At 50.0% G+C, this 19,751-nt stretch carries 17 protein-coding genes; 10 read left to right on the forward strand and 7 right to left on the reverse strand.

The genetic code is table 11. From position 1 onward, the window contains the following. Nucleotides 1-137: 137 nt before the first annotated feature. The 3 genes from AR688_RS07315 to AR688_RS07325 are packed head-to-tail and all read right to left on the reverse strand — an operon-like array spanning nucleotide 138 to nucleotide 5,312. Nucleotides 138-1,187, reverse strand: a complete 1,050-nt coding sequence (locus tag AR688_RS07315; RefSeq protein WP_068231397.1) for a CsiV family protein — start codon at nucleotides 1,185-1,187, stop codon at nucleotides 138-140. After that, nucleotides 1,184-4,660, reverse strand: coding sequence for a transcription-repair coupling factor (gene mfd, locus AR688_RS07320; RefSeq protein WP_068231400.1), 3,477 nt, complete (start codon nucleotides 4,658-4,660; stop codon nucleotides 1,184-1,186). The genes AR688_RS07315 and mfd overlap by 4 nt, the downstream gene beginning before the upstream one ends. 55 nt (nucleotides 4,661-4,715) lie before the next feature. Beyond that, complete coding sequence (locus AR688_RS07325; protein WP_068231403.1) at nucleotides 4,716-5,312, reverse strand: PilZ domain-containing protein; 597 nt, start codon at nucleotides 5,310-5,312, stop codon at nucleotides 4,716-4,718. A 45-nt stretch (nucleotides 5,313-5,357) separates the two neighbouring features. Here AR688_RS07325 and AR688_RS07330 point away from each other — a divergent pair, with 45 nt between their 5' ends. From AR688_RS07330 to AR688_RS07340, 3 genes are read left to right on the forward strand one after another with little or no spacing between them, the layout of a single operon-like run. Continuing rightward, complete coding sequence (locus AR688_RS07330; RefSeq protein ID WP_231732015.1) at nucleotides 5,358-6,608, forward strand: lipoprotein-releasing ABC transporter permease subunit; 1,251 nt, start codon at nucleotides 5,358-5,360, stop codon at nucleotides 6,606-6,608. After that, on the forward strand, nucleotides 6,601-7,284 hold the full coding sequence (gene lolD / locus AR688_RS07335) for a lipoprotein-releasing ABC transporter ATP-binding protein LolD (protein WP_068231405.1): 684 nt from the start codon (nucleotides 6,601-6,603) through the stop codon (nucleotides 7,282-7,284). The genes AR688_RS07330 and lolD overlap by 8 nt, the downstream gene beginning before the upstream one ends. Further along, on the forward strand, nucleotides 7,277-8,515 hold the full coding sequence (locus AR688_RS07340) for a lipoprotein-releasing ABC transporter permease subunit (protein WP_068231407.1): 1,239 nt from the start codon (nucleotides 7,277-7,279) through the stop codon (nucleotides 8,513-8,515). Before lolD ends, AR688_RS07340 begins: the two co-directional genes overlap by 8 nt. Here the strand turns inward: AR688_RS07340 and AR688_RS07345 are convergent. Beyond that, nucleotides 8,512-9,042, reverse strand: a complete 531-nt coding sequence (locus AR688_RS07345) for a DUF2062 domain-containing protein (RefSeq protein WP_068231410.1) — start codon at nucleotides 9,040-9,042, stop codon at nucleotides 8,512-8,514. The two genes, AR688_RS07340 and AR688_RS07345, sit on opposite strands and share 4 nt — an antisense overlap. Before the next feature lie 64 nt (nucleotides 9,043-9,106). Between AR688_RS07345 and AR688_RS07350 the strand changes: the two genes are divergently transcribed. From AR688_RS07350 to tcdA, 7 genes are read left to right on the forward strand one after another with little or no spacing between them, the layout of a single operon-like run. After that, complete coding sequence (locus tag AR688_RS07350) at nucleotides 9,107-11,317, forward strand: DNA internalization-related competence protein ComEC/Rec2 (RefSeq protein WP_197412159.1); 2,211 nt, start codon at nucleotides 9,107-9,109, stop codon at nucleotides 11,315-11,317. A 32-nt stretch (nucleotides 11,318-11,349) separates the two neighbouring features. Next, nucleotides 11,350-13,101, forward strand: coding sequence for a lipid A export permease/ATP-binding protein MsbA (gene msbA / locus AR688_RS07355; RefSeq protein WP_068231415.1), 1,752 nt, complete (start codon nucleotides 11,350-11,352; stop codon nucleotides 13,099-13,101). Beyond that, entirely contained in the window at nucleotides 13,098-14,072 is a 975-nt protein-coding gene (gene lpxK / locus AR688_RS07360) for a tetraacyldisaccharide 4'-kinase (RefSeq protein WP_068231418.1), read from the forward strand. The genes msbA and lpxK overlap by 4 nt, the downstream gene beginning before the upstream one ends. Beyond that, the gene (locus tag AR688_RS07365) at nucleotides 14,062-14,259 is read left to right on the forward strand and encodes a Trm112 family protein (RefSeq protein ID WP_068231421.1); all 198 of its coding nucleotides are present in this window, start codon (nucleotides 14,062-14,064) and stop codon (nucleotides 14,257-14,259) included. The genes lpxK and AR688_RS07365 overlap by 11 nt, the downstream gene beginning before the upstream one ends. Continuing rightward, the gene (kdsB, locus tag AR688_RS07370; protein ID WP_068231422.1) at nucleotides 14,247-14,999 is read left to right on the forward strand and encodes a 3-deoxy-manno-octulosonate cytidylyltransferase; all 753 of its coding nucleotides are present in this window, start codon (nucleotides 14,247-14,249) and stop codon (nucleotides 14,997-14,999) included. The genes AR688_RS07365 and kdsB overlap by 13 nt, the downstream gene beginning before the upstream one ends. Then, nucleotides 14,999-15,703, forward strand: a complete 705-nt coding sequence (locus tag AR688_RS07375) for a TIGR01621 family pseudouridine synthase (RefSeq protein WP_068231423.1) — start codon at nucleotides 14,999-15,001, stop codon at nucleotides 15,701-15,703. The genes kdsB and AR688_RS07375 overlap by 1 nt, the downstream gene beginning before the upstream one ends. 2 nt (nucleotides 15,704-15,705) lie before the next feature. Beyond that, complete coding sequence (tcdA, locus tag AR688_RS07380) at nucleotides 15,706-16,500, forward strand: tRNA cyclic N6-threonylcarbamoyladenosine(37) synthase TcdA (RefSeq protein WP_068231424.1); 795 nt, start codon at nucleotides 15,706-15,708, stop codon at nucleotides 16,498-16,500. 131 nt (nucleotides 16,501-16,631) lie between these two features. Here the strand turns inward: tcdA and AR688_RS07385 are convergent, their stop codons facing one another. From AR688_RS07385 to AR688_RS07395, 3 genes are all read right to left on the reverse strand, one after another. Next, complete coding sequence (locus tag AR688_RS07385) at nucleotides 16,632-17,081, reverse strand: SufE family protein (protein WP_068231427.1); 450 nt, start codon at nucleotides 17,079-17,081, stop codon at nucleotides 16,632-16,634. Continuing rightward, nucleotides 17,078-18,295 carry an aminotransferase class V-fold PLP-dependent enzyme gene (locus tag AR688_RS07390; RefSeq protein ID WP_068231429.1) on the reverse strand — a complete coding sequence of 406 codons (1,218 nt, stop codon included), beginning with the start codon at nucleotides 18,293-18,295 and terminating at the stop codon, nucleotides 17,078-17,080. Before AR688_RS07390 ends, AR688_RS07385 begins: the two co-directional genes overlap by 4 nt. Before the next feature lie 124 nt (nucleotides 18,296-18,419). Further along, nucleotides 18,420-19,703: a citrate synthase gene (locus tag AR688_RS07395; RefSeq protein ID WP_068231431.1), complete on the reverse strand. Its 1,284-nt coding sequence runs from the start codon at nucleotides 19,701-19,703 to the stop codon at nucleotides 18,420-18,422. Between the last annotated feature and the right edge of the window lie 48 nt (nucleotides 19,704-19,751).

Here is a 19,751-nt window from a genome sequence, read left to right on the forward strand (position 1 = left end):
CTATAGAAAAACAATTTGTTATATACCCGCACTGTTTTGTTTAAATATGTAATACGGGCGCAAGCTTAGGCATTTACGCCTGCTTTAGCAATACATTTGTAGCAATTTTTTTACTACAGAGGCCCGTTTGCCTGGCATTATTCCGCAGCTGGAGGATCAAACCGGCGGATCTGCAGAATAATACCCAGGTGAGGGTGGTCCAGATAATGTATCTCACCGCTGATCACCCGCCGGCTTTGCCGCACATAAACGGTGTTTAACTTATCTGCCGACGGAATACGCAGATTAAATTCGGTGTTAACAAATAAATAGTGATCCAGATGCAGCTTAAATAAGCCATCAAGCTGCCACACCTGATCCGGTAAGCTACTGAGGCTTTGTTGCTCTGGCGCAATGGCTGGCAGTTGCTCACCCGGAGGTGGCGGTAGCTGGCTGTTAGCGCTAAGTTGTTGTAGCAATGTATCAATTTGGCTTAGCAGTTGGGTATCGCTACCGGTGTCGGTCATGGAATAGGTTGGCGTGTTGCTGGTTAGCGCGGTATCAGCAGTTGCTACAAGCAAATTGCGTGGCTGGCTCCAGTAGTCGAATTGTTGCGAGAAGTTTTTTCCGGCAAACCAGCGGCTGGCTATGGCGCGCCGCTCTGTTACCGGTGCCTGGCGCCAACTGGTATGCAGCAGCAGTGACATGCCGGCCTGACGATTAATTTTTTGGGCAATATCGCGCAGCTGCAGGGCGCTGTCATCAGCCAGATAAGGAGTATTCTGATGCTCGCCACGGCCGGTAATAACGGCTGGCAGCTGTAACGGATAGGCTACTTTATTAATGGTATTACGTGGTTGAAACAGGTTGTATTGTTGCCACGGTTTTACTTGCGGCTCAAAAATACACATTGTCTGTGAGCGCAGCGGCATTAGCTTAAATTCGCTGGCAAAGCCGGTATCCTGTGGGCACAGCGGCAGTTCAGACAGTAAATTGGCGATGTCTGGCTGATAGCGCGGGGTTAACAAATCATAAGCGCGGCCGGGTTTAATCGCTTTGACGCTGTCGCCAAAGGTTTCCTGTATCGTTGCACCGGGTGTCTGGCTGAACACCAGCATTTCCACCTCAAACCAGCGTTGTTGCTGAGCGCTTAGCGGGCTAGTTAGTAAAACACTGCTTAACAGGCAATACTTCAGGGCTTTAATCATTTGCTTACCTTATGTCGGGCAAAGTCAGACAGCATGTTTTCTATTAAGCTTAAACGCGCTTTGCTGTCATCTGTATTAATACTAAACCGCAGTTTCTGGCCGCCTTCAAGCTTGAAGATGCGCGACTGCTTTTGGATAAGTTCGATAATATAACCGGGTGATACGGCGGTTCTGTCGCTGAATTCTATCACACCGCCTTTATTATTGGCTTCAATGCGGCGAATACCGAGTTGCTCTGCCTGCAGCTTAAATTCAGACAATGCTACCAGATTTTTTGCCGCATCGGGCAGTAAACCGAAGCGGTCAATCAGTTCTACCTGTACTTCATCCAGTTCGTCGGTGCTGCGGGCAGATGCCAGCTTTTTATAGCAGGATAACCGCAGGTTTACATCGGGTATGTAGCTGTCTGGCAATAAGGCCGGGATACGCAGCTCAATCTCGGTTTGCTGGCTTAACATGGCATCCAGGCTGGGCTCACGGCCATTTTTTAGCGCATTAACGGCTTGTTCCAGCATATCCATATACAAGCTGAAGCCCACAGATTCAATCTGGCCGCTTTGCTCGTCACCCAGCAGCTCACCGGCACCACGAATTTCCAGGTCATGTGTGGCCAGCGCGAAACCGGCGCCTAAATCTTCCAGGCTGGCGATTGCCTCCAGGCGTTTTTCGGCGTCTTTGGTTAAGCGTTTTGGTGGTGGTGTGAGTAAATAGGCATAAGCCTGGTGGTGTGAGCGTCCAACCCGGCCCCGCAGCTGATGCAACTGTGCCAGGCCGAAATTATCCGCCCGGTTAATGATTATGGTATTGGCGGTAGGCACGTCGATACCGGTTTCAATAATGGTAGAGCAGAGTAAGACGTTAAAGCGCTGATGGTAAAAATCAGACATAATTTGTTCAAGCTCGCGCTCACGCATCTGGCCATGTGCGATACCGATCAGCGCCTCTGGCAGTAGCTCGGCTAAATCGGCAGCGGCTTTTTCAATGCTGGCTACGTCGTTATGCAGAAAATACACCTGGCCGCCGCGCAAAATTTCGCGCATTACTGCTTCCCGGATCAAGCCGCTTTCGTACTGGCGCACAAAGGTTTTTACTGCCAGGCGCCGCGCCGGTGGCGTGGCAATAATAGATAAATCCCGCATACCCGACATCGACATATTCAGCGTACGCGGAATAGGCGTTGCCGTTAGCGTAAGAATATCGATATCTGCACGCAGTGCTTTGATTTTTTCTTTCTGGCGTACGCCAAAGCGGTGCTCTTCATCGACAATCAGCAGACCCAGATCATGCAGTTTTATGTCATCCTGCAACAATTTGTGGGTGCCAATCAGAATATCCACTTTGCCATTTTCCACATCTGCCAGAATGGCTTTTTGCTCTTTGGCGCTGACAAAGCGTGATAATACCTCTACCCGAACCGGCCAATTAGCAAAACGGTCTTTAAAGTTTTCAAAGTGCTGCTGCGCCAGCAGTGTAGTAGGCACCAGAATAGCTACCTGTTTGCCGTCATTCACCGCCACGAAGGCACCACGCATAGCCACTTCGGTTTTACCAAAACCAACATCACCACATACCAGCCGGTCCATCGGTTGCGGGCTTTGCATATCGCGCAGCACGGCATCAATGGCATCTTGCTGATCGGCGGTTTCCTCAAACGGGAAGCTGTCAGCAAAAGACAGGTATTGCTGTTCATCTAAAGCAAAGGCGTAGCCTTTATGCGCAGCACGCTGAGCATAAACATCGAGTAACTCTGCAGCCACATCACGTACTTTTTCGGCGGCTTTACGGCGGGATTTTTCCCAGGTGTCATTACCCAGTTTATGCAGCGGTGCATGCTCGGCATCACTACCACTGTAGCGGCTGAGCAAATGTAAAGAGGTAACAGGTACATACAACTTGCTGCTGCTGGCATATTCAATGGTAACAAATTCGGCACTGATACCGGCGGCGTCAAGCAGCTGCAAGCCCTGATAACGGCCAATACCGTGTTGTAAGTGTACTACCGGCTGGCCAATGCTCAGCTCGGCCAGATTGCGGATAACGGTATCGCTGGATACCTGCTGGCTGCGTTTACGCCGCCGGCGCTGGCTAATCTTTTGGCCAAACAGCTCGTTTTCGCTTACCAGCGCCAGTGGTTTAGCCCGGCGCAGCAATACGCCTTGCTCCAATGCGCCTACCACTATGCCTAAATCGTCGCTGCTGCGGCTAAAGGCATTGAGATCATCAAATTGCGATACATGCACGCCGGCTTTGTGCAGCAGTTGCAGCAGGCTTTCGCGTCGGCCTTCGCTTTCAACAAAAAATACCAGTTGGCCCTGTTGCTGCTTTAACTGCAGAATAAACTCTTGCAAGGCCTGCAGTGGGTTTTTCAGCTGGTGATTCACGCTTAAATCGGGCAGGGTTTCTGCTGCTGCATTGGCGCTACCGGCTTTGGCGGGCAGTGGTGCAATACTTAACCGGATACGGCCATAGCTTTTTAAGCTGGCAAACAGCTGGTCGGTACTCAGATACAGCTGTGCTGGTGGCAGTATTGGCCGCAGTAGATCAATGGCGCGGTCGTCAAAGCGGCGCTTTAGCTCCTGCCAGAATTTATCGGCGCTGTGCTCGGTATCTCCCAGTAGCAGGCAGCGGCTGTTCGCTGGCAAATAATCAAATAACGTGGCAGTTTTTTCGGTAAATAGCGGCAGGTAATATTCAATACCCGCCGGCAACATGCCCTGGCTAACCTGCTGGTATAGCGACTCTTTTTCGTTTCTGGCGTTAAAGCGTTCACGGTACGCTATGCGAAAGCGTTCTATTGCAGCCTGATCGGTTGGAAACTCGCGTGCTGGCAACAATTCTATAGCTTCTACGGCTTGCAGGCTGCGCTGGTTATCCGGGTCAAAGGTACGAATACCATCTACGTCGTTGTCAAAAAAGTCGATGCGATAGGGGACGTTGGCACCCATCGGGTATAAATCTAATATTGAACCGCGGGCTGAAAACTCGCCGTGCTCCATCACCTGTTCAACACTGCGATAACCGACAGCCGCCAGTTGGCGTTTTAACGCGGCTAAATCCGCCTGCTGGCCTTTTTTAATCAGAAAACTGTTTTGTTCGAGAAAATCACGGTGGCAAATACGTAACAGCAGTGTGCTAACCGGCACTATCACCAAACCATGCGTCAGCCGCGGTAACTGATACAGCGTTTTTAGCCGCTGCGATACGATATCCTGATGCGGCGAAAATATGTCGTAAGGCAGGGTTTCCCAATCGGGCAGCGTAAGCAGCGGGCAGTCTTGCTGCTGATAAAACACGCCCAGTTCCTGCTCCAGTTTTAATGCGGTTGGCGTGTCCGGTACAACCAACAGGTACAATGCGGGTTGTTGTGTAATTAATTGTGCCAGTGCCAGTGGCAGGGCGGCGCCTTGTAAATTGCCCCAGTGTAGCTGATCCTGGGCATGTTTAAGCTGTGGCAGAGAAGAGATCAGATCCATTAAAACGACGAAGCCTTACAAAAAATGAAATAGAGTTACAGTGCTGACAGCGTTTTCAGGTGTCTTGCCGTTGACGCTGCTCTGCTTTTTGTTTTAGTAAACGCGATTGCTGATGCAGGCTGGCGCGTACGATCAGTTCGCGGTCTTCTTCACGAATACGGTTAAACACCACTTTTATCTGCCATTGGCCGTCTGCCGGCTCAGAGCTGAGTACCTGGCCATAGCAAAATACCGCGCCATCGTTATTATCCAGAAATATTTTCAGTTCAAGTACTTGCATGGGCTGCAGTGCAATATCGGCTAAAAAGCTGCAACCGCTGCCGCCGTAACTCAGGGTAGAATAACGCTGGCTATTGCTGTCTTGCTGTTGCAGTACGTATTGCAGCAGCAAATCTATTTTACGTGCCTGTTGTTGCAAATAAAGTGCTAATTCTTCAGCCAGCTCACCTAAGCGGTTTAATGAGCGTAATGCTGAGTTATTCAAATTGCTGGCTTCAGAGGCCATTAAAAACGGCGCCGGGATCGCATTTTGCAATGCAGCTGCATCGGGTAAGGCAATATCCAGCGGCCGGGCATTGATGCTGATTGCATGTTCAATGCTGAAGTAATCCTGATAGGCATCATCTAACTGCTGTAATGTGAAATCACTCATGGCAATACCTTTGCAAGCTGCTTGTCACGACAGGCAATAATCTCTATGATCGACGCCACTTTACCATCTAACGTGGGCATTGTCCTGAATATTAGGATGCAGTTACCAGTCAGTTTATTAATCGGCTTACGTTATAGCCAGAGCCGAAAGGGTAATGCCTTTATCTCTTTCATTACGTTATTTTCCGTCGCCGGGATCTTTTTAGGCGTGATGGCGCTGACTATTGTCAGCTCGGTAATGAACGGTTTTGAGGGCGAGCTGAAAAAACGTATTCTCGGTGTGATTCCGCATCTGGTGGTGACTACGCCGGCAGACAGTCCGCAAGATTGGCAACAACGCCTGATGGCTGGCTCTGCGGTGCTACAGATTAACCCGTTTTTACAGGCAGAAGCGCTGGTGCAATCGCCCAGGCAGTTAACGGCTGTGTTGTTACAAGGCGTAACAACCGATGCTTTACCGGCATTTATGCAGCAGGCGTTGCTGGTTGGCGACTGGCAGGATTTTGCGTCGCAGCGTTACGGGGTAGTGCTGGGGCGTGGCCTGGCCGAGCAACTGGAAGTATCTGTGGGCGACCCGGTGCGTTTTATGTTGCCGCAGGCCGGCAGCTATACGCCGATGGGCTGGGTGCCGCGCCAGAGGTTGTTTACCGTGGCGGGCATTCTGGAAACCGGCTCCGATGTCGATAAGCTGATTGCAGTAACATCACTGGATGATTTAACCCGGTTATTAAGTGCCGCAGGCAAAGATCAGCAATGGCGTGTTACCCTCAAAGAGCCCTTTGCCGCACCTACACTGGGTGGGCAACTGGCGGCAGAATCCGGTTTAAAAGTGCAGGACTGGCGACAAAGCCATGGCAAATTATTTGCTGCCGTGGCGATGGAAAAAGCCATGATGTGGCTGATGTTGCTGCTGATTGTTGCGGTAGCAGCGTTTAATATTGTCTCTGCTCTGGTGATGATGGTAACTGACAAACAAGCTGAAATTGCCATTTTAAAAACCCTGGGCATGACAGATCGTCAGTTGTTTACCGTCTTTGCTGTGCAGGGGATCAGTAACGGCCTGGCCGGTGCTGTAAGCGGCGCCGTTGCTGGTGTGTTGTTATGCTGGCAGCTAAACCCAATACTACATATGCTCGGTTTATCGGTGGCTCCGGGCGTAGAGTTGCCGATAGATATTCAGCTAGAACAAATCTTGTTAATTTTGCTAAGTGCACTGGCTTTGACACTGATGGCAGTGTGGTATCCGGCAAAACGCGCTGTAGCAATAAATCCGGCGGACATTTTACGCGATGAGTAATGTATTAACGGCAACACAATTGTGCAAAAGTTACCGTGACGGTCAGCAGGTTACTGAAGTACTGCATGGTATTGATTTAACTATTAAACGTGGCGATATGCTGGCAATTGTTGGCAGCTCTGGCTCAGGTAAAAGCACCTTACTGCATATTTTGGGTACTTTGGATCAGGCCGACAGCGGCAGCTTAAGTTTGTTAGGTCAGGATGTAGCCCGGATGACATCGCCGCAAAAAGCAGCTTTGCGTAATGGCCAGCTGGGTTTTATTTACCAGTTTCATCACTTGCTGATGGATTTTACTGCATTAGAAAACGTTGCTATGCCATTGCTGATCCGCGGTTTATCTGCCACTGCTGCTAATCAGCGCGCCAACGTGATGCTGGAGCGGGTAGGCTTGTCACACCGCAGCCACCATAAACCGGCAGAACTCAGCGGTGGTGAGCGCCAGCGTGTTGCTATTGCCAGAGCGTTAGTGGGTGAGCCGGCACTGGTATTGGCGGATGAACCGACCGGTAATCTGGATCAGCATACTGCCGAGAGTATTTATCAGTTACTGCGCACGTTAAACCGCGAGCTTGGTACCAGTTTTATTGTTGTTACCCATGATTTGGCACTGGCTGCCCGGCTGGACCGGCACGTCTCTATGCGCGATGGCCGTCTGGAGAACCCGCATGGCTAGTCTGGCCTGGCAGTTAGCACGGCGTTATCGTTCTACCCGCCATAGCAGCGGGTTTATCCGCTTTATCTCTGCCAGTTCTACTTTGGGCATTGCGCTTGGTGTGGCTATTCTGATCCTGGCTTTATCGGTAATGAATGGCTTTGAGCTGGCACTGAAACAGCGTTTGTTGTCGGTGATCCCGCATGTTGAGCTGGAAGCTGTGCAGCATAACTTGCACGACTGGCAACGTAAGCAACAACTGTTTGCTGAGGTTGCCGGTGTTGAAGCGGTAGCACCTTATATTAAAAGTAACGGCATGCTAAGGGCCGGTACAGAAGTTAAAGCGGCAGAAGTGCGCGGCATAGATATTACCTCAGAGCGCGGCATCAGTGATTTTGCCAGTTATATCAGTGCCGGGCAGCTTGATACTCTGCAAGAAAGCGATATTGTGCTGGGGCAGGGTATTGCCGATGCGCTGAATGTCAGTGTGGGTGAGCAGGTACAGTTACTATTGCCAAAGCTAACCGAAGATGGCCGCCTGGCCAGCCACAGCACTGCCAGCCTGACCGTCAGCGCTATAGTTGCTGTAGGCGGCCAGCTGGATTACAGCCATGTCTGGCTGGATATGGCCACGCTGGCGAAATTGCTGGCCTTTGAGCCGGGCACGGTGCAGGGCTTTGCTTTTCGGCTGGACGATATTTTTCAGGCACCGCAAATGGCGCGTGAGCTTGGCCGGGTGTCCGAAGATTATGTTTACCTGCTGGACTGGTTTCGCAGCCAGGGCCATGTCTATCAGGACATTCAGATGGTACGCAGTATTTTATATCTGGTACTGGCATTGGTGATTGCGGTAGCCAGTTTTAATATCGTTGCCACACTGGTGATGGCAGTGCGGGAAAAAGAAGGCGATATTGCCATTTTGCTTACTATGGGGGTGTCGCCAGCGGTAATTATACGTACCTTTATGTGGCTGGGCTGGCTTAACGGCTTAATTGGCGCGGTAGCAGGCTTAATTGTTGGCGTATTGCTTGCCAGCTATATTGAGCCGGTGTTTGCCTTTGTAACGAACCTGCTGGGTAAATCGCTGTTGGACCCAAGTATTTATTTTATTAATTTTGTACCGTCATTATTACAGTGGCAGGATGTGTTGCTGACCTTTGGTGTGGCAATAGTGATGAGTTTACTGGCAACGCTTTATCCGGCGTGGCGTGCCAGTAAGGTACAACCTGCGCGGGTGCTGGGGCAACGTTAAAGCGGTGGTTGGTTTTTCCGTTTTAATTTTTTGCCCAGCTGGGCTTTTCTTACCGATAAGCGCCATAGCCAGTCGATAACAAAATAGCCAACAATGGCGGAGCAAATTCCCATCAGTAAACAGCCTGCCAGAAAAGGTTTACCGATAGTATGAATACTGTGTGCCAGCCAATCCCAGCTGGCTTCAAAAGCGAAAGGCTCCAGCGGCGTTCTTAGCACCACGCAACCTACCAGATAGCTAATGTAAAACAAAACCGGCATTGTAATAGGGTTGGTTAACCACACCAGCGCTACCGATAATGGCAAATTCACCCGCATCGGTATTGCAACAGCTGCAGATGCCACCATCTGAAACGGGATTGGCATCCAGGCGAAAAACAGCCCAACGGCAAAAGCGCCGCGGGCAGAGCGTCGGTTCAGGTGCCATAAATTACCATCGTGTAACAGCGAGCCAAATATTTTAAGCAGCTTCTGCTGCTTGATTTTTTCTGGCGATGGTAAATATTTCTTTATAAAGTTCTTTGGCATTACAACCTATTCACAAAAAACAGACATGAAATCTTTTTGTATCGGTGTGCTTGCAGGCAGCCTATTGTCATTATTTTTGCCAATAGTGCCACCTTTTTTCACAGTATTTTTGCTGCTGCCGCTAACTATACTCTTGTTTGCGGTTCGCTACCGGTTTTGTGCGGGGCTGGTTGCTTTTTTTTGTTGCTGGGTAACCCAGTTTGCCGCTTATCAAACCGAACAGCTGCAGCTGTTGAACTACAGTGCGCCACTGCACGGTAGCATTGTTGGTATACCAAAACACTATGCTGAGTATAGCCAATTTACATTACAACTGGAAAACAGCACCGCTGCAGGGTATCAGATCCAGCTGAATTGGTCACAACCTCCGGTTCTTCTGCAGGAGGGCCAGCGCTGGCAGCTGAATGCACGGCTAAGGCCGGTCGCTGGCAGTGCTAACCCGGCCGGAGTTAACCGTGAAGCGCAGGCTTTACTGCAGGGCGTGCTGGCGCAGGGTTCAGTAATGACCGATTCTGAGGCGAAATTGCTGCCCCACTCAGTGTCTTTGCGCCAGCGGCTGATAGCGCGGTTGCAGCATGCCACCGCAGATCTAAACAGTGCGCCATTATTACTGGCACTGACTACAGGACAGCGCCAGTTTTCACCGGCGCTGTGGCACGGGTTGCAGCAGTCTGGTTTAGCGCATTTGCTGGCCATTTCCGGTTTGCATATTGGCCTGGTGTTTGGCTGGAGCTTTTTTGTGCTGCGTTTTATGCCCTGGCCGCTGCGTTACTTAGCCTGGCGCCAGGGCGTAGCGTTAACCGGTGCGCTGTTGGCGGCATTTGGCTATGCCTGGCTGGCCGGTTTTGCTATTCCAACCATCAGAGCGGCATTTGCCTTACTGCTGATGGTAGTGGCCTGGTTGCAGTACCGGCGCTTGAGTTACAGCCATTACTGGCTATTGCTTACAGCAGGGCTGTTGCTGGTACAGCCGTTTTTTGTCTTGAGTAAAAGCTTCTGGCTGTCGGTGCTTGCCGTGGCGGTTATTTTTACCGTGTTATGGCTGCAACCGCGTTATACCCACCACTGGCGCAGTAAATTCTACCTGTTTTTGCGTTTTCACTTTTGCCTGACCTTATTTATGTCGCTACTGAGCCTGTTATTATTTGACGGCAGTTCGGTACTGGCATTGGTGTCGAATGTATTGTGGGTACCGTGGTGCAGTTTGCTGGCTATACCGTTGTTGTTTCTCAGCCTGTTGGCTGAATTAGCTCAGCTACCTGGCAGCAATCTGTTTTGGCAGTTAACCGATACCCTGTTTCAGCCCTTGCTGTGGTGGCTTAACTGGAGCGCGTTACAAAGCAACAGCTGGTGGGCCTGGCCGGATCAGCACTGGCTGGTGATTTGCAGCCTGCTTATTGCCAGTGTGCTGTATTTATTGTCATACCAACGCCTGTTTCTTTATCTTGGCGTTGTGCTGGTGTTGCCATTAGTGCTGGCATTTGCCCGGCCTGCTCAGTGGCAGTTGCATCTGATCGACGTCGGGCAGGGGCTGGCAGTGTTGCTACAGTATGGTCAGCGCGGTGTGTTGTATGATGTTGGGCCACGTTATGGCCAGCACAGTGCCACGGCATCGCAGGTATTGCCTTATTTGCGCCAGCGCGGTGTACGCCAGTTGGATTATGTAATCTTAAGCCACGATGACAGCGATCATACCGGTGACTGGCAATTGCTCACAGCGTTTTACCCGCAGGCGCAAATTTACACTGATATAGACCACATTGATAATGCGCAACCCTGCAGCGCCATACCACAACACTATTTAGCGGCCCGGTTACAAATGCTGGCCACCGGCGGGGATTTCGGCAATAAAAATGATAGCTCCTGTGTACTGTTAATACAGCTGTATGATTGGCAAATCCTGTTACCAGGCGATATTGGTGCCAAGGTTGAACAGCAGCTTATTGCGCGCTATCCGCAGTTAACCGCTAACGTGCTGGTGCTGTCTCATCATGGTAGTAGCAGTTCCAGCCATTTTACTTTTTTACACCAGTTGGCGCCGCAATTGGCGTTAAACAGCGCCAGTTTGTATAACCGCCATCAGCATCCGGCCATTGCTGTGCAACAACGCTTGCAGATGCTGGGTATTCCACTACACAACACCGCGCATGGCGGCGCTATCAGGCTGGATATTAGTGAGCAGGCGCTGCATCTGAGTGAATACCGCGCGCAAAGAATACCCTTTTGGCTGCAAAAGCCGGTGGGAAATGCTGAAACCTTGCTAACAACACGCTAGAATAAGCAAAATTTTTCTTAGAGAACTATTCTTTGGCTGCGTCTCAGTTTACATCACCTGCTACTTTTCGTCGTTTGCTCAGCTATGTAAAACCTTACCGGCTGGGGTTTGCTGCCGCAGCGTTTGGCATGTTGGGCTATGCTCTAGTGGACGTATTTTTTATCTCTCAGTTAGAAGACTTTATTGATATTGGTATTAACCAGAAAAACACCGATTATCTGCGCTATGCCCCGTTGTTTATAATCGGCATTTTTATTTTACGCGGCGTGTTTAACTTTATCGCCAGCTACTGCCTTAACTGGGTCGGTACCCATGTGGTGCAGGAAATGCGCCGCCAGTTATTCCGCCACTATATCCGCTTACCGGTCAGCTTTCATGATCAACATTCTACCGGTGAGTTAATCTCTAAGGTGACCTACAATACCGAACAAATTAAACAGGCCACCTCAAAAGCATTAGCGGTGTTGCTGCGCGAAGGTGTTTTTGTCATCGGCTTGTTGGTGATGATGTTTTGGATCAGTTGGCAGTTGTCTTCTATTTTTCTGCTGATAGCCCCGGTTATTGCCATTGTCGTGCGGCTGGTATCGAAACGCTTTCGTTTGCTCAGCCGTAATATTCAGGGCGCGATGGGTGAAGTCACCACCTGCTCGGAGCAAATGTTAAACGGCCATAAAGTTATTTTGTCGTTTGGCGGGCAGCAGATTGAAGAGCAACGTTTTGCCAAGGTAAATAACCTGACCCGGCGCCAGGATGTTAAAATGGAGGCCACCCGCGCTATTAGTGTGTCGTCCATTCAGATTATTGCCTCTTTTGCGCTGGCGTTTGTTATTTACATGGCCAGTTTCCCCGAAATGCTCGACAGCCTGACTGCAGGTAAATTTACCACTATTGTTGGCTCTATGATGATGTTGCTGCGCCCGCTCAAGCAGCTAACCACTGTGAACAGTGAATTTCAGCGTGGCCTGGCTGCGGCTAACAGCGTATTTGAGGTGCTGGACCAGCCGTTAGAGCAGGATACCGGCACTGCAGTATTAGACAATGTTAGCGGTGAAATCCGCTTTGAAAACGTAAACTTCAGCTACCCCGGACATGACAAACAAGTGCTGTTTGATGTCAGTTTTAGTGCGCCAGCCGGTAAAACCATTGCTCTGGTTGGCCGCTCCGGCAGCGGTAAAACCACCATTTCCAGCTTATTACCGCGTTTTTATGAAATCAGCAGCGGCGGTATCTTTATTGACGGACATAATATTCGCGATTGCACTCTGGCCTCGTTAAGGTTGCAGATGGCCGTGGTGTCGCAGCACGTAACTTTATTTAACGACAGTATTGCCAACAATATCAGTTATGGTTGCACAGAGCCGGTGTCTGAAGAGCGCTTACTTGCCGTGGCTGAAAAAGCCCATGTGCTGGAATTTGCCAGCCAGTTAAAAGATGGTCTGAATACCGTTATCGGTGAAAACGGCGTCAGTTTATCCGGTGGCCAGCGTCAGCGTATCGCCATAGCGCGCGCGTTATTACGCGAAGCGCCGATCCTGATCCTCGATGAAGCCACCTCAGCGCTGGATACAGAATCTGAGCGTAAAATTCAGGCCGCACTTAATGAGCTGTTAAAAGGCCGCACCAGTATTGTGATTGCACACCGGTTATCCACTATTGAAAACGCCGACAGCATTATTGTGATGGACCAGGGCCGTATTGTAGAGCAGGGCGATCACACCAGCTTACTGGCACAAAACGGCGCTTATGCACAGCTGTATAAACTGCAGTTTGGCGAGCAGCAGTGAGCTTTATCGAACGGCTATGGTATCAGGGCCATAAAGCTTATTGGTTGTTATTGCCTTTGGCCTGGCTGTATGGCGTTATCACGGCATTACGCCGGGCGCTGTTTCGCTTGGGTATAAAACAGCAGGTAAAAGTGAATGCTCCGGTTATTGTCGTCGGCAATATCAGCATTGGCGGCACCGGTAAAACGCCGTTTACGTTATTGCTGTGCCAAACGCTGCGCAATCAAGGCTGGACACCCGGCATTGTCAGCCGTGGTTATGGCGCTAACATCAAAGCACCTGTATTGGTGCAAACGGATGCAGCAGCGGCAGAGGTGGGCGATGAGCCGCTGTTGTTGGCACAGCGTAGTGGTTGCCCGGTAGTCGTATGCCCAGATAGAGTTGCCGCCGCAGAATATCTGCTGGCCAATACCAAGGTTGATATTATAGTCAGCGACGATGGCTTGCAGCATTACCGGTTGGCACGCGATGCAGAGATTGTTCTGATTGATGGCAGCCGGGGTTTGGGCAATGGCCAGTTATTGCCGGCCGGCCCGTTACGTGAAGGCACCTGGCGTTTAAAACAGGCCAATCTGGTCGTGGCAAACAGTCTGCCTTATGCTCAGGCCGATGGCGTGATGCAGCTAAAAGCCGCAACAGCAAAAGCGCTGTGCAGCGAAGCAACCTTAACGCCCGGCCCGGTAACCCTGATAGCTGGAATTGGTAACCCGCAGCGCTTTGAGCGCACGGCGCTGGCTGCCGGTTTTACTGTAACAGCACGGCATTATTTTGCTGATCATCATAAATTCAGCGCTGCTGATTTTTCTGATATTCAGGGCCCGCTGCTGATGACTGAGAAAGATGCTGTGAAATGTCGCGATTTTGCCCGTGCTGACTGGTTTAGCCTTGGCGTGGATGCGGCACTGGATAACTCACTACAACAAAAACTAGATACCCTTTTAACTAATCTGCGGAGCAGTTATGGCACTTAAAGTAGCATTAACCGAAATTCTGGCCTGTCCGTTATGTAAAGGCAAACTGAAATATGATCAGGCTTCGCCGCAGCTGATTTGTACCTTTGACCGCCTGGCCTATCCGGTGCGCGATAATATTCCGGTATTGCTGGCTGATGAAGCCCGTGAACTGACATTGGAAGAGGCAGAACAATGGCGTTCATAGTGGTTATTCCGGCACGTTTCGCCAGCAGTCGTTTGCCGGGCAAGCCGCTGGCTGATATCGCCGGTAAAACGATGATTGAACGGGTTTACCAGCAGGCACTGCAAAGTGGTGCGCACCGGGTTGTTGTTGCCACTGACGACAGCCGGGTAGCCGCAGACGTAGAGCGCTTTGGTGGCGAAGTTTGCATGACACGTGCAGATCATAATTCCGGCACCGAACGGCTGGCCGAAGTGGTCAATAAGTTACAGCTTGCTGCGGATACGGTAGTGGTAAATGTGCAGGGTGATGAGCCGTTTATTCCGCCGTTGATTATTCGCCAGGTTGCGCAAAATCTGGCTGCTCAGCAAAAGGCCCAAATGGCGACATTAGCCGTACCCCTGTTGGATGCGGCTGAAATTGCCAACCCGAATATTGTCAAAGTGGTTAGCGATAAACACGGTTATGCATTGTATTTTAGCCGCAGTGTTATTCCGTTTGACCGTGACGGCACTTTTCAGGCTGAATTAGCCAGCCATTATCGCCGCCATATTGGTATCTATGCTTACCGGGCTGCCTTTATTCAGCATTACATCGACTGGCCAGCCTCTGCGCTGGAGCAGATTGAAAGCCTGGAGCAACTGCGGGTACTGTGGCATGGTGAATCAATTCATGTTGATACTGCACTGGAAACGCCGGCAGTGGGTGTGGATACGCCGGCAGATCTGGAGCATGCCCGCGCTTATGCTGCCAGCCTAAACTGATGACCACCGCTTTTACACTGATAGCTGAAACTGCAGATTTCGTGCTGCTGAATAAAGCTGCCGGTATTAGTTTTCACTCCGACGATGGCCCGGGCTTAGTGGTTTTAGCGCAGCAGCAACTGGGCTATAAGTTGTACCCGGTGCACCGGCTGGACAAAGTGACCTCGGGTCTAATTGTGCTGGCCCGCAGCAGTGCTGCAGCGGCACAGTTAACACAGCTGTTTAGCACGCACCAGGTAGAGAAATATTATCTGGCGCTAAGTGTAGCCAAGCCGGCAAAAAAGCAGGGCTGGGTGAAAGGCGATATGGCATCAGCACGGCGTGGCGCCTGGAAATTGCTTAGCAGCCAGCAAAACCCGGCTGTAACCTATTTTATTAGTCAGGGTTTTGCAGAGCTGCCGTTTCGGGCATTTTTAGTTAAACCCTACAGTGGCAAAACCCACCAAATCAGAGTTGCGCTAAAAAGTATGGGGGCGGCCATTGCCGGCGATACGTTGTATCAGGGCACAGCGGCAGACCGGGTGTATCTGCATGCCTATGCGCTGCGCTTTTGTTTGCACAATACCGAATATCAGTATGTACAGGCGCCGACAGAAGGCGTTTTATATCAGCAACTTGGTCAAAGCGGGGCGCTGTCACACTGGGCTCAGCCCTGGCAAATGAACTGGCCAAATTACATTTTACCTCAGCAGGTTAACGAATAAAGATGTCCGATTATCAATTACGTTTTGCCGGCATTGCCCGGTTATATGGTGTGGCCGCGCTGGAGACTTTTCGCAACTCGCACGTTTGTGTTGTCGGCATTGGTGGTGTTGGCAGCTGGGCAGCGGAAGCTTTGGCCCGCTCTGGTATTGGCAGAATTACCCTGATTGACCTGGATGATGTCTGCATTAGCAATATTAACCGCCAGTTGCATGCCCTGAGCGATACGGTAGGGCAGGATAAGGTAGCGGTGATGGCGCAGCGTATTAACGCCATTAACCCACGATGTGTTGTGCATCAGATAGAGGATTTTGTCACTACCGACAACCTGCGTGAGCTGATAACAGCTGATATGAATTATGTGGTGGACGCTATTGATTCGATTAAAGCCAAAGTAGCACTGCTGGCGCATTGTAAGCGTAATAAAATCAAAGTAATAAGCACCGGTGGCGCTGGCGGCCAAACTGATCCGACACAAATACAAATTACCGATCTCACCCAAACCGTTAACGACCCACTACTGGCTAAAGTTCGTAACAGCTTGCGGCGTGACTACAATTACAGCCGTAACCCAAAACGCCGCTTTGGTATTGAATGTGTGTTTTCAACCGAGCAACTGGTATACCCGCAACCAGATGGCAGCGTTTGTCAGCAAAAAACCGCGCAGGTGAGCGCAGACGGCGAGATAAGTAGTATGCGGCTGGATTGCAGCGGCGGTTTTGGTGCTGTTACCGTGGTTACCGCCAGTTTCGGTTTTGCCGCTGTGTCCAGAGTATTGAAAAAGCTGGCACAGGCTTAAAGCGATAGTTATTAGCGCAGAAGGTGTGCTTAAAGCTGACCGTTGAAGGCATGGATGCCTGAATCGAGCCTACATGGATGTATTCACGGCGTGTCGGCGTAAGCATTCCTTCTGTGCAAAACACATTATTACTACTTTGCAGGGCAGCAGGCTTTAATCCGTTCGGCCATGGCGAGTAAACCATTACCGCGTGACTGGCTTAAGTAAGGCTTTAAAGCCAACTGATCAAATTTATGCCATAAGTCAAATTTGCACAGCTCGGCGGTTGTCATACCATTAACCAGGCACAGCATAATTGCCATCAATCCTTTAACAATACGGGCTTCACTGTCGAGCACAAAGTAGTGTTTATCTGTAGCCTTGTCATGATAATGCAGGAGCCAGGCCCGGCTTTCGCAGCCTTTTACCAACAGTTCCGGCTGCTTCATTTTTTCCGGAATAGCAGGCAGCTTTTTACCCAGTTGCATTAGCACCCGGTATTTTGCCTGCCAGTCTTTGGCTTGTGCTATTTCCGTCAAATCGCGTTGCTGAATATCCAGCAAAGCGGGTTTGGTATCTGCTAATAATTGTTCTAGTGTCATGCAGTTAAAATCTCCACGGCTTGCTCCAATGCGAGCAAACACCGGTTCACATCATCCAGCGTATTATAAGCGGCAAAGGAGCACCTTATGGCACCTGGCCGCGCTAAGTAGCTAAATAATGGCATAGCACAATGTTGCCCCGACCTTACCGCTATTTTTTGCTGATTAAGTAACTCAGCGACGTCAGCAGGGTGCTCACTGTCAACATTTAATGCCACTATACCGGCATTATGCACAGACGAAGATAAAATATCTATGCCTTTTATTGCCGTTAACCCGTTGTAGAACTCTTTTAATAACAGCGATTTATGCTGTATGATTTGCTGATTGTTGCTTTTTTGTAGCCAGTCAATAGCGGCAGACAGGCCGATAGCGCCTGCAATATTGGGCGTACCGGCTTCTAACCTGAATGGCAATTTGTTGAATGTAGTGTTAACAAAGCTGACGGTGTCAATCATTTCACCGCCGGCAAAAATTGGCGTTAAGCGCGCTAACTGCGCTGTTTTGCCATACAACACACCTATGCCGGTGGGGCCATACAGTTTATGGCCGGAAAATACATAAAAATCACAATCCAGCTGCTGCATATCCGGCTGCTGGTACACTATGCCCTGAGCGCCGTCTACTACCGTAATCGCATCTGCTGCTTTTGCCAGAGCAACCATTTCAGCTACCTGCTGAATATGGCCTAATACGTTAGAAATATGGCTGAAACTGACCACTTTAGGTTTTAATTGCAGTAATTGCTGGTATGCCAGCATATCCAACTGATGATCGGGTGTTAACGGCACTACATCAATGATCACACCAAAGCGCTGGCAGTGCAGTTGCCAGGGCACAATATTGGCGTGGTGCTCCAGCTGTGTCAGTAAAATACGGTCGCCTGGTTGCAGCACCGTATGCATTAAACCAAAAGCAATCTGATTCAGTGCTGCCGTGGCGCCACTGCAAAAAATAACCTCATGTAAATGCGGGGCATTAATATAGCTGGCAACAGTATTGCGGGCTTGCTCAAACAGCGCGGTGGCCTGCTGGCTTAACTGATGTGCGCCGCGGTGTACATTGCTGTTGTATTGCTGATAAAACTGCGTAACTGCATCAATCACCACCTGCGGTTTATGCATAGTGGCGGCATTATCTAAATACACCCAATCTGGCTGTTGCTGAAAAAAAGCAAATTGTTGGCGAAACTGCTGAACATCAAAAGCGGGCATAAGGGCAGGGAGGTCCACTGGCTAAGATAGCGCGATTTTGCCTGTTTTCTTAAGCTGGCGCAAATGCACCGAAAGGTTAGGCAACAAAAAAGCGGCCGAAGCCGCCTTTGCCAAACCAGTGAGATTAACGCTTATTCAGCGGTTTAAAATCACGGGTGTTGTAGCCGGTGTATAACTGGCGCGGACGGCCGATTTTGTGGCCTTTTTCGCCCAGCATTTCGTCCCAGTGTGAAATCCAGCCTACGGTACGTGACATCGCAAAAATCACCGTAAACATGCTGGTTGGAATGCCGATAGCTTTTAAGATAATACCACTGTAGAAATCCACATTCGGGTACAGTTTTTTCTCAATAAAGTAGGTGTCTGACAGCGCAATACGCTCTAATTCCATTGCTACATCTAACAGTGGATCTTTAACGTTCAGCTCTTTTAACACTTCATGGCAGGTATCGCGCATTACCTTGGCCCGTGGGTCAAAGTTTTTATACACGCGATGGCCAAAGCCCATCAGACGGAAGCTGTCGTTTTTATCTTTTGCCCGTGCTACGAACTCAGGAATACGATCGACAGAGCCGATTTGCTGTAACATTTTCAGACAGGCTTCGTTGGCACCGCCATGCGCAGGGCCCCACAAAGAGGCTACACCAGCCGCGATACAGGCATAAGGGTTAGCACCTGATGAACCGGCTAAACGTACAGTAGAAGTAGACGCATTTTGCTCGTGGTCGGCATGCAACATAAAGATGCGGTCCATGGCTTTAGCCAGAATAGGACTAACTTTGTAATCTTCTGCCGGTACAGAGAACATCATATGCAGGAAGTTTTCTGAGTAGCTTAAATCGTTACGTGGGTATACGAAAGGCTGACCAACAGTGTATTTAAATGCCATCGCCGAAATAGTTGGCAACTTGGCAATTAAACGGTGCGCGCTGCGTTTACGTTGTTCAGGGTCGTTGATGTCCAAATCGGAGTGATAGAAAGACGACAGTGCACCTACTACGCCACACAGCATCGCCATCGGGTGGGCATCAACACGGAAGCCCTGGAAAAACGAGGCGATTTTTTCATGCACCATGGTATGGCGCGTAATGGTGTTTTTAAACTGGTTATATTGCTCAGCCTGCGGTAATTCACCTTCTAATAACAGGTAGCACAGTTCAAGGTAATCTGAGTGTTCAGCCAACTGCTCAATAGGATAACCGCGGTGCAAAAGCACGCCTTCATCGCCATCAATGTAGGTGATTTTGGATTCACATGAGCCGGTAGACATAAAACCCGGGTCAAAAGTGAAGTAACCATGCTGACCCAAGGCGCGAACATCAATTACGTCAGTGCCGGCGGTGCCAGAGTATATTGGCAACTCGAACGATTTCCCATCGACCTGCACGACGGCCTTTTTATCTGCCATTGGATTTCTCCTGTTGTTGTAGTATCGGGTTAAAGGAATTTAGCAAAT

The organism is Rheinheimera sp. EpRS3 (assembly GCF_001513785.1).
Taxonomy (GTDB): domain Bacteria; phylum Pseudomonadota; class Gammaproteobacteria; order Enterobacterales; family Alteromonadaceae; genus Alishewanella.

Excerpts from the sequence above, each read along its gene's own strand:
- AR688_RS07315 (WP_068231397.1), bottom strand. The coding sequence starts at position 1,187 with ATGATTAAAGCCCTGAAGTATTGCCTGTTAAGCAGTGTTTTACTAACT.
- mfd (WP_068231400.1), bottom strand. The coding sequence starts at position 4,660 with ATGGATCTGATCTCTTCTCTGCCACAGCTTAAACATGCCCAGGATCAG.
- AR688_RS07325 (WP_068231403.1), bottom strand. The coding sequence starts at position 5,312 with ATGAGTGATTTCACATTACAGCAGTTAGATGATGCCTATCAGGATTAC.
- AR688_RS07330 (WP_231732015.1), top strand. The coding sequence starts at position 5,358 with ATGATCGACGCCACTTTACCATCTAACGTGGGCATTGTCCTGAATATT.
- lolD (WP_068231405.1), top strand. The coding sequence starts at position 6,601 with ATGAGTAATGTATTAACGGCAACACAATTGTGCAAAAGTTACCGTGAC.
- AR688_RS07340 (WP_068231407.1), top strand. The coding sequence starts at position 7,277 with ATGGCTAGTCTGGCCTGGCAGTTAGCACGGCGTTATCGTTCTACCCGC.
- AR688_RS07345 (WP_068231410.1), bottom strand. The coding sequence starts at position 9,042 with ATGCCAAAGAACTTTATAAAGAAATATTTACCATCGCCAGAAAAAATC.
- AR688_RS07365 (WP_068231421.1), top strand. The coding sequence starts at position 14,062 with ATGGCACTTAAAGTAGCATTAACCGAAATTCTGGCCTGTCCGTTATGT.
- kdsB (WP_068231422.1), top strand. The coding sequence starts at position 14,247 with ATGGCGTTCATAGTGGTTATTCCGGCACGTTTCGCCAGCAGTCGTTTG.
- AR688_RS07375 (WP_068231423.1), top strand. The coding sequence starts at position 14,999 with ATGACCACCGCTTTTACACTGATAGCTGAAACTGCAGATTTCGTGCTG.
- tcdA (WP_068231424.1), top strand. The coding sequence starts at position 15,706 with ATGTCCGATTATCAATTACGTTTTGCCGGCATTGCCCGGTTATATGGT.
- AR688_RS07385 (WP_068231427.1), bottom strand. The coding sequence starts at position 17,081 with ATGACACTAGAACAATTATTAGCAGATACCAAACCCGCTTTGCTGGAT.
- AR688_RS07390 (WP_068231429.1), bottom strand. The coding sequence starts at position 18,295 with ATGCCCGCTTTTGATGTTCAGCAGTTTCGCCAACAATTTGCTTTTTTT.
- AR688_RS07395 (WP_068231431.1), bottom strand. The coding sequence starts at position 19,703 with ATGGCAGATAAAAAGGCCGTCGTGCAGGTCGATGGGAAATCGTTCGAG.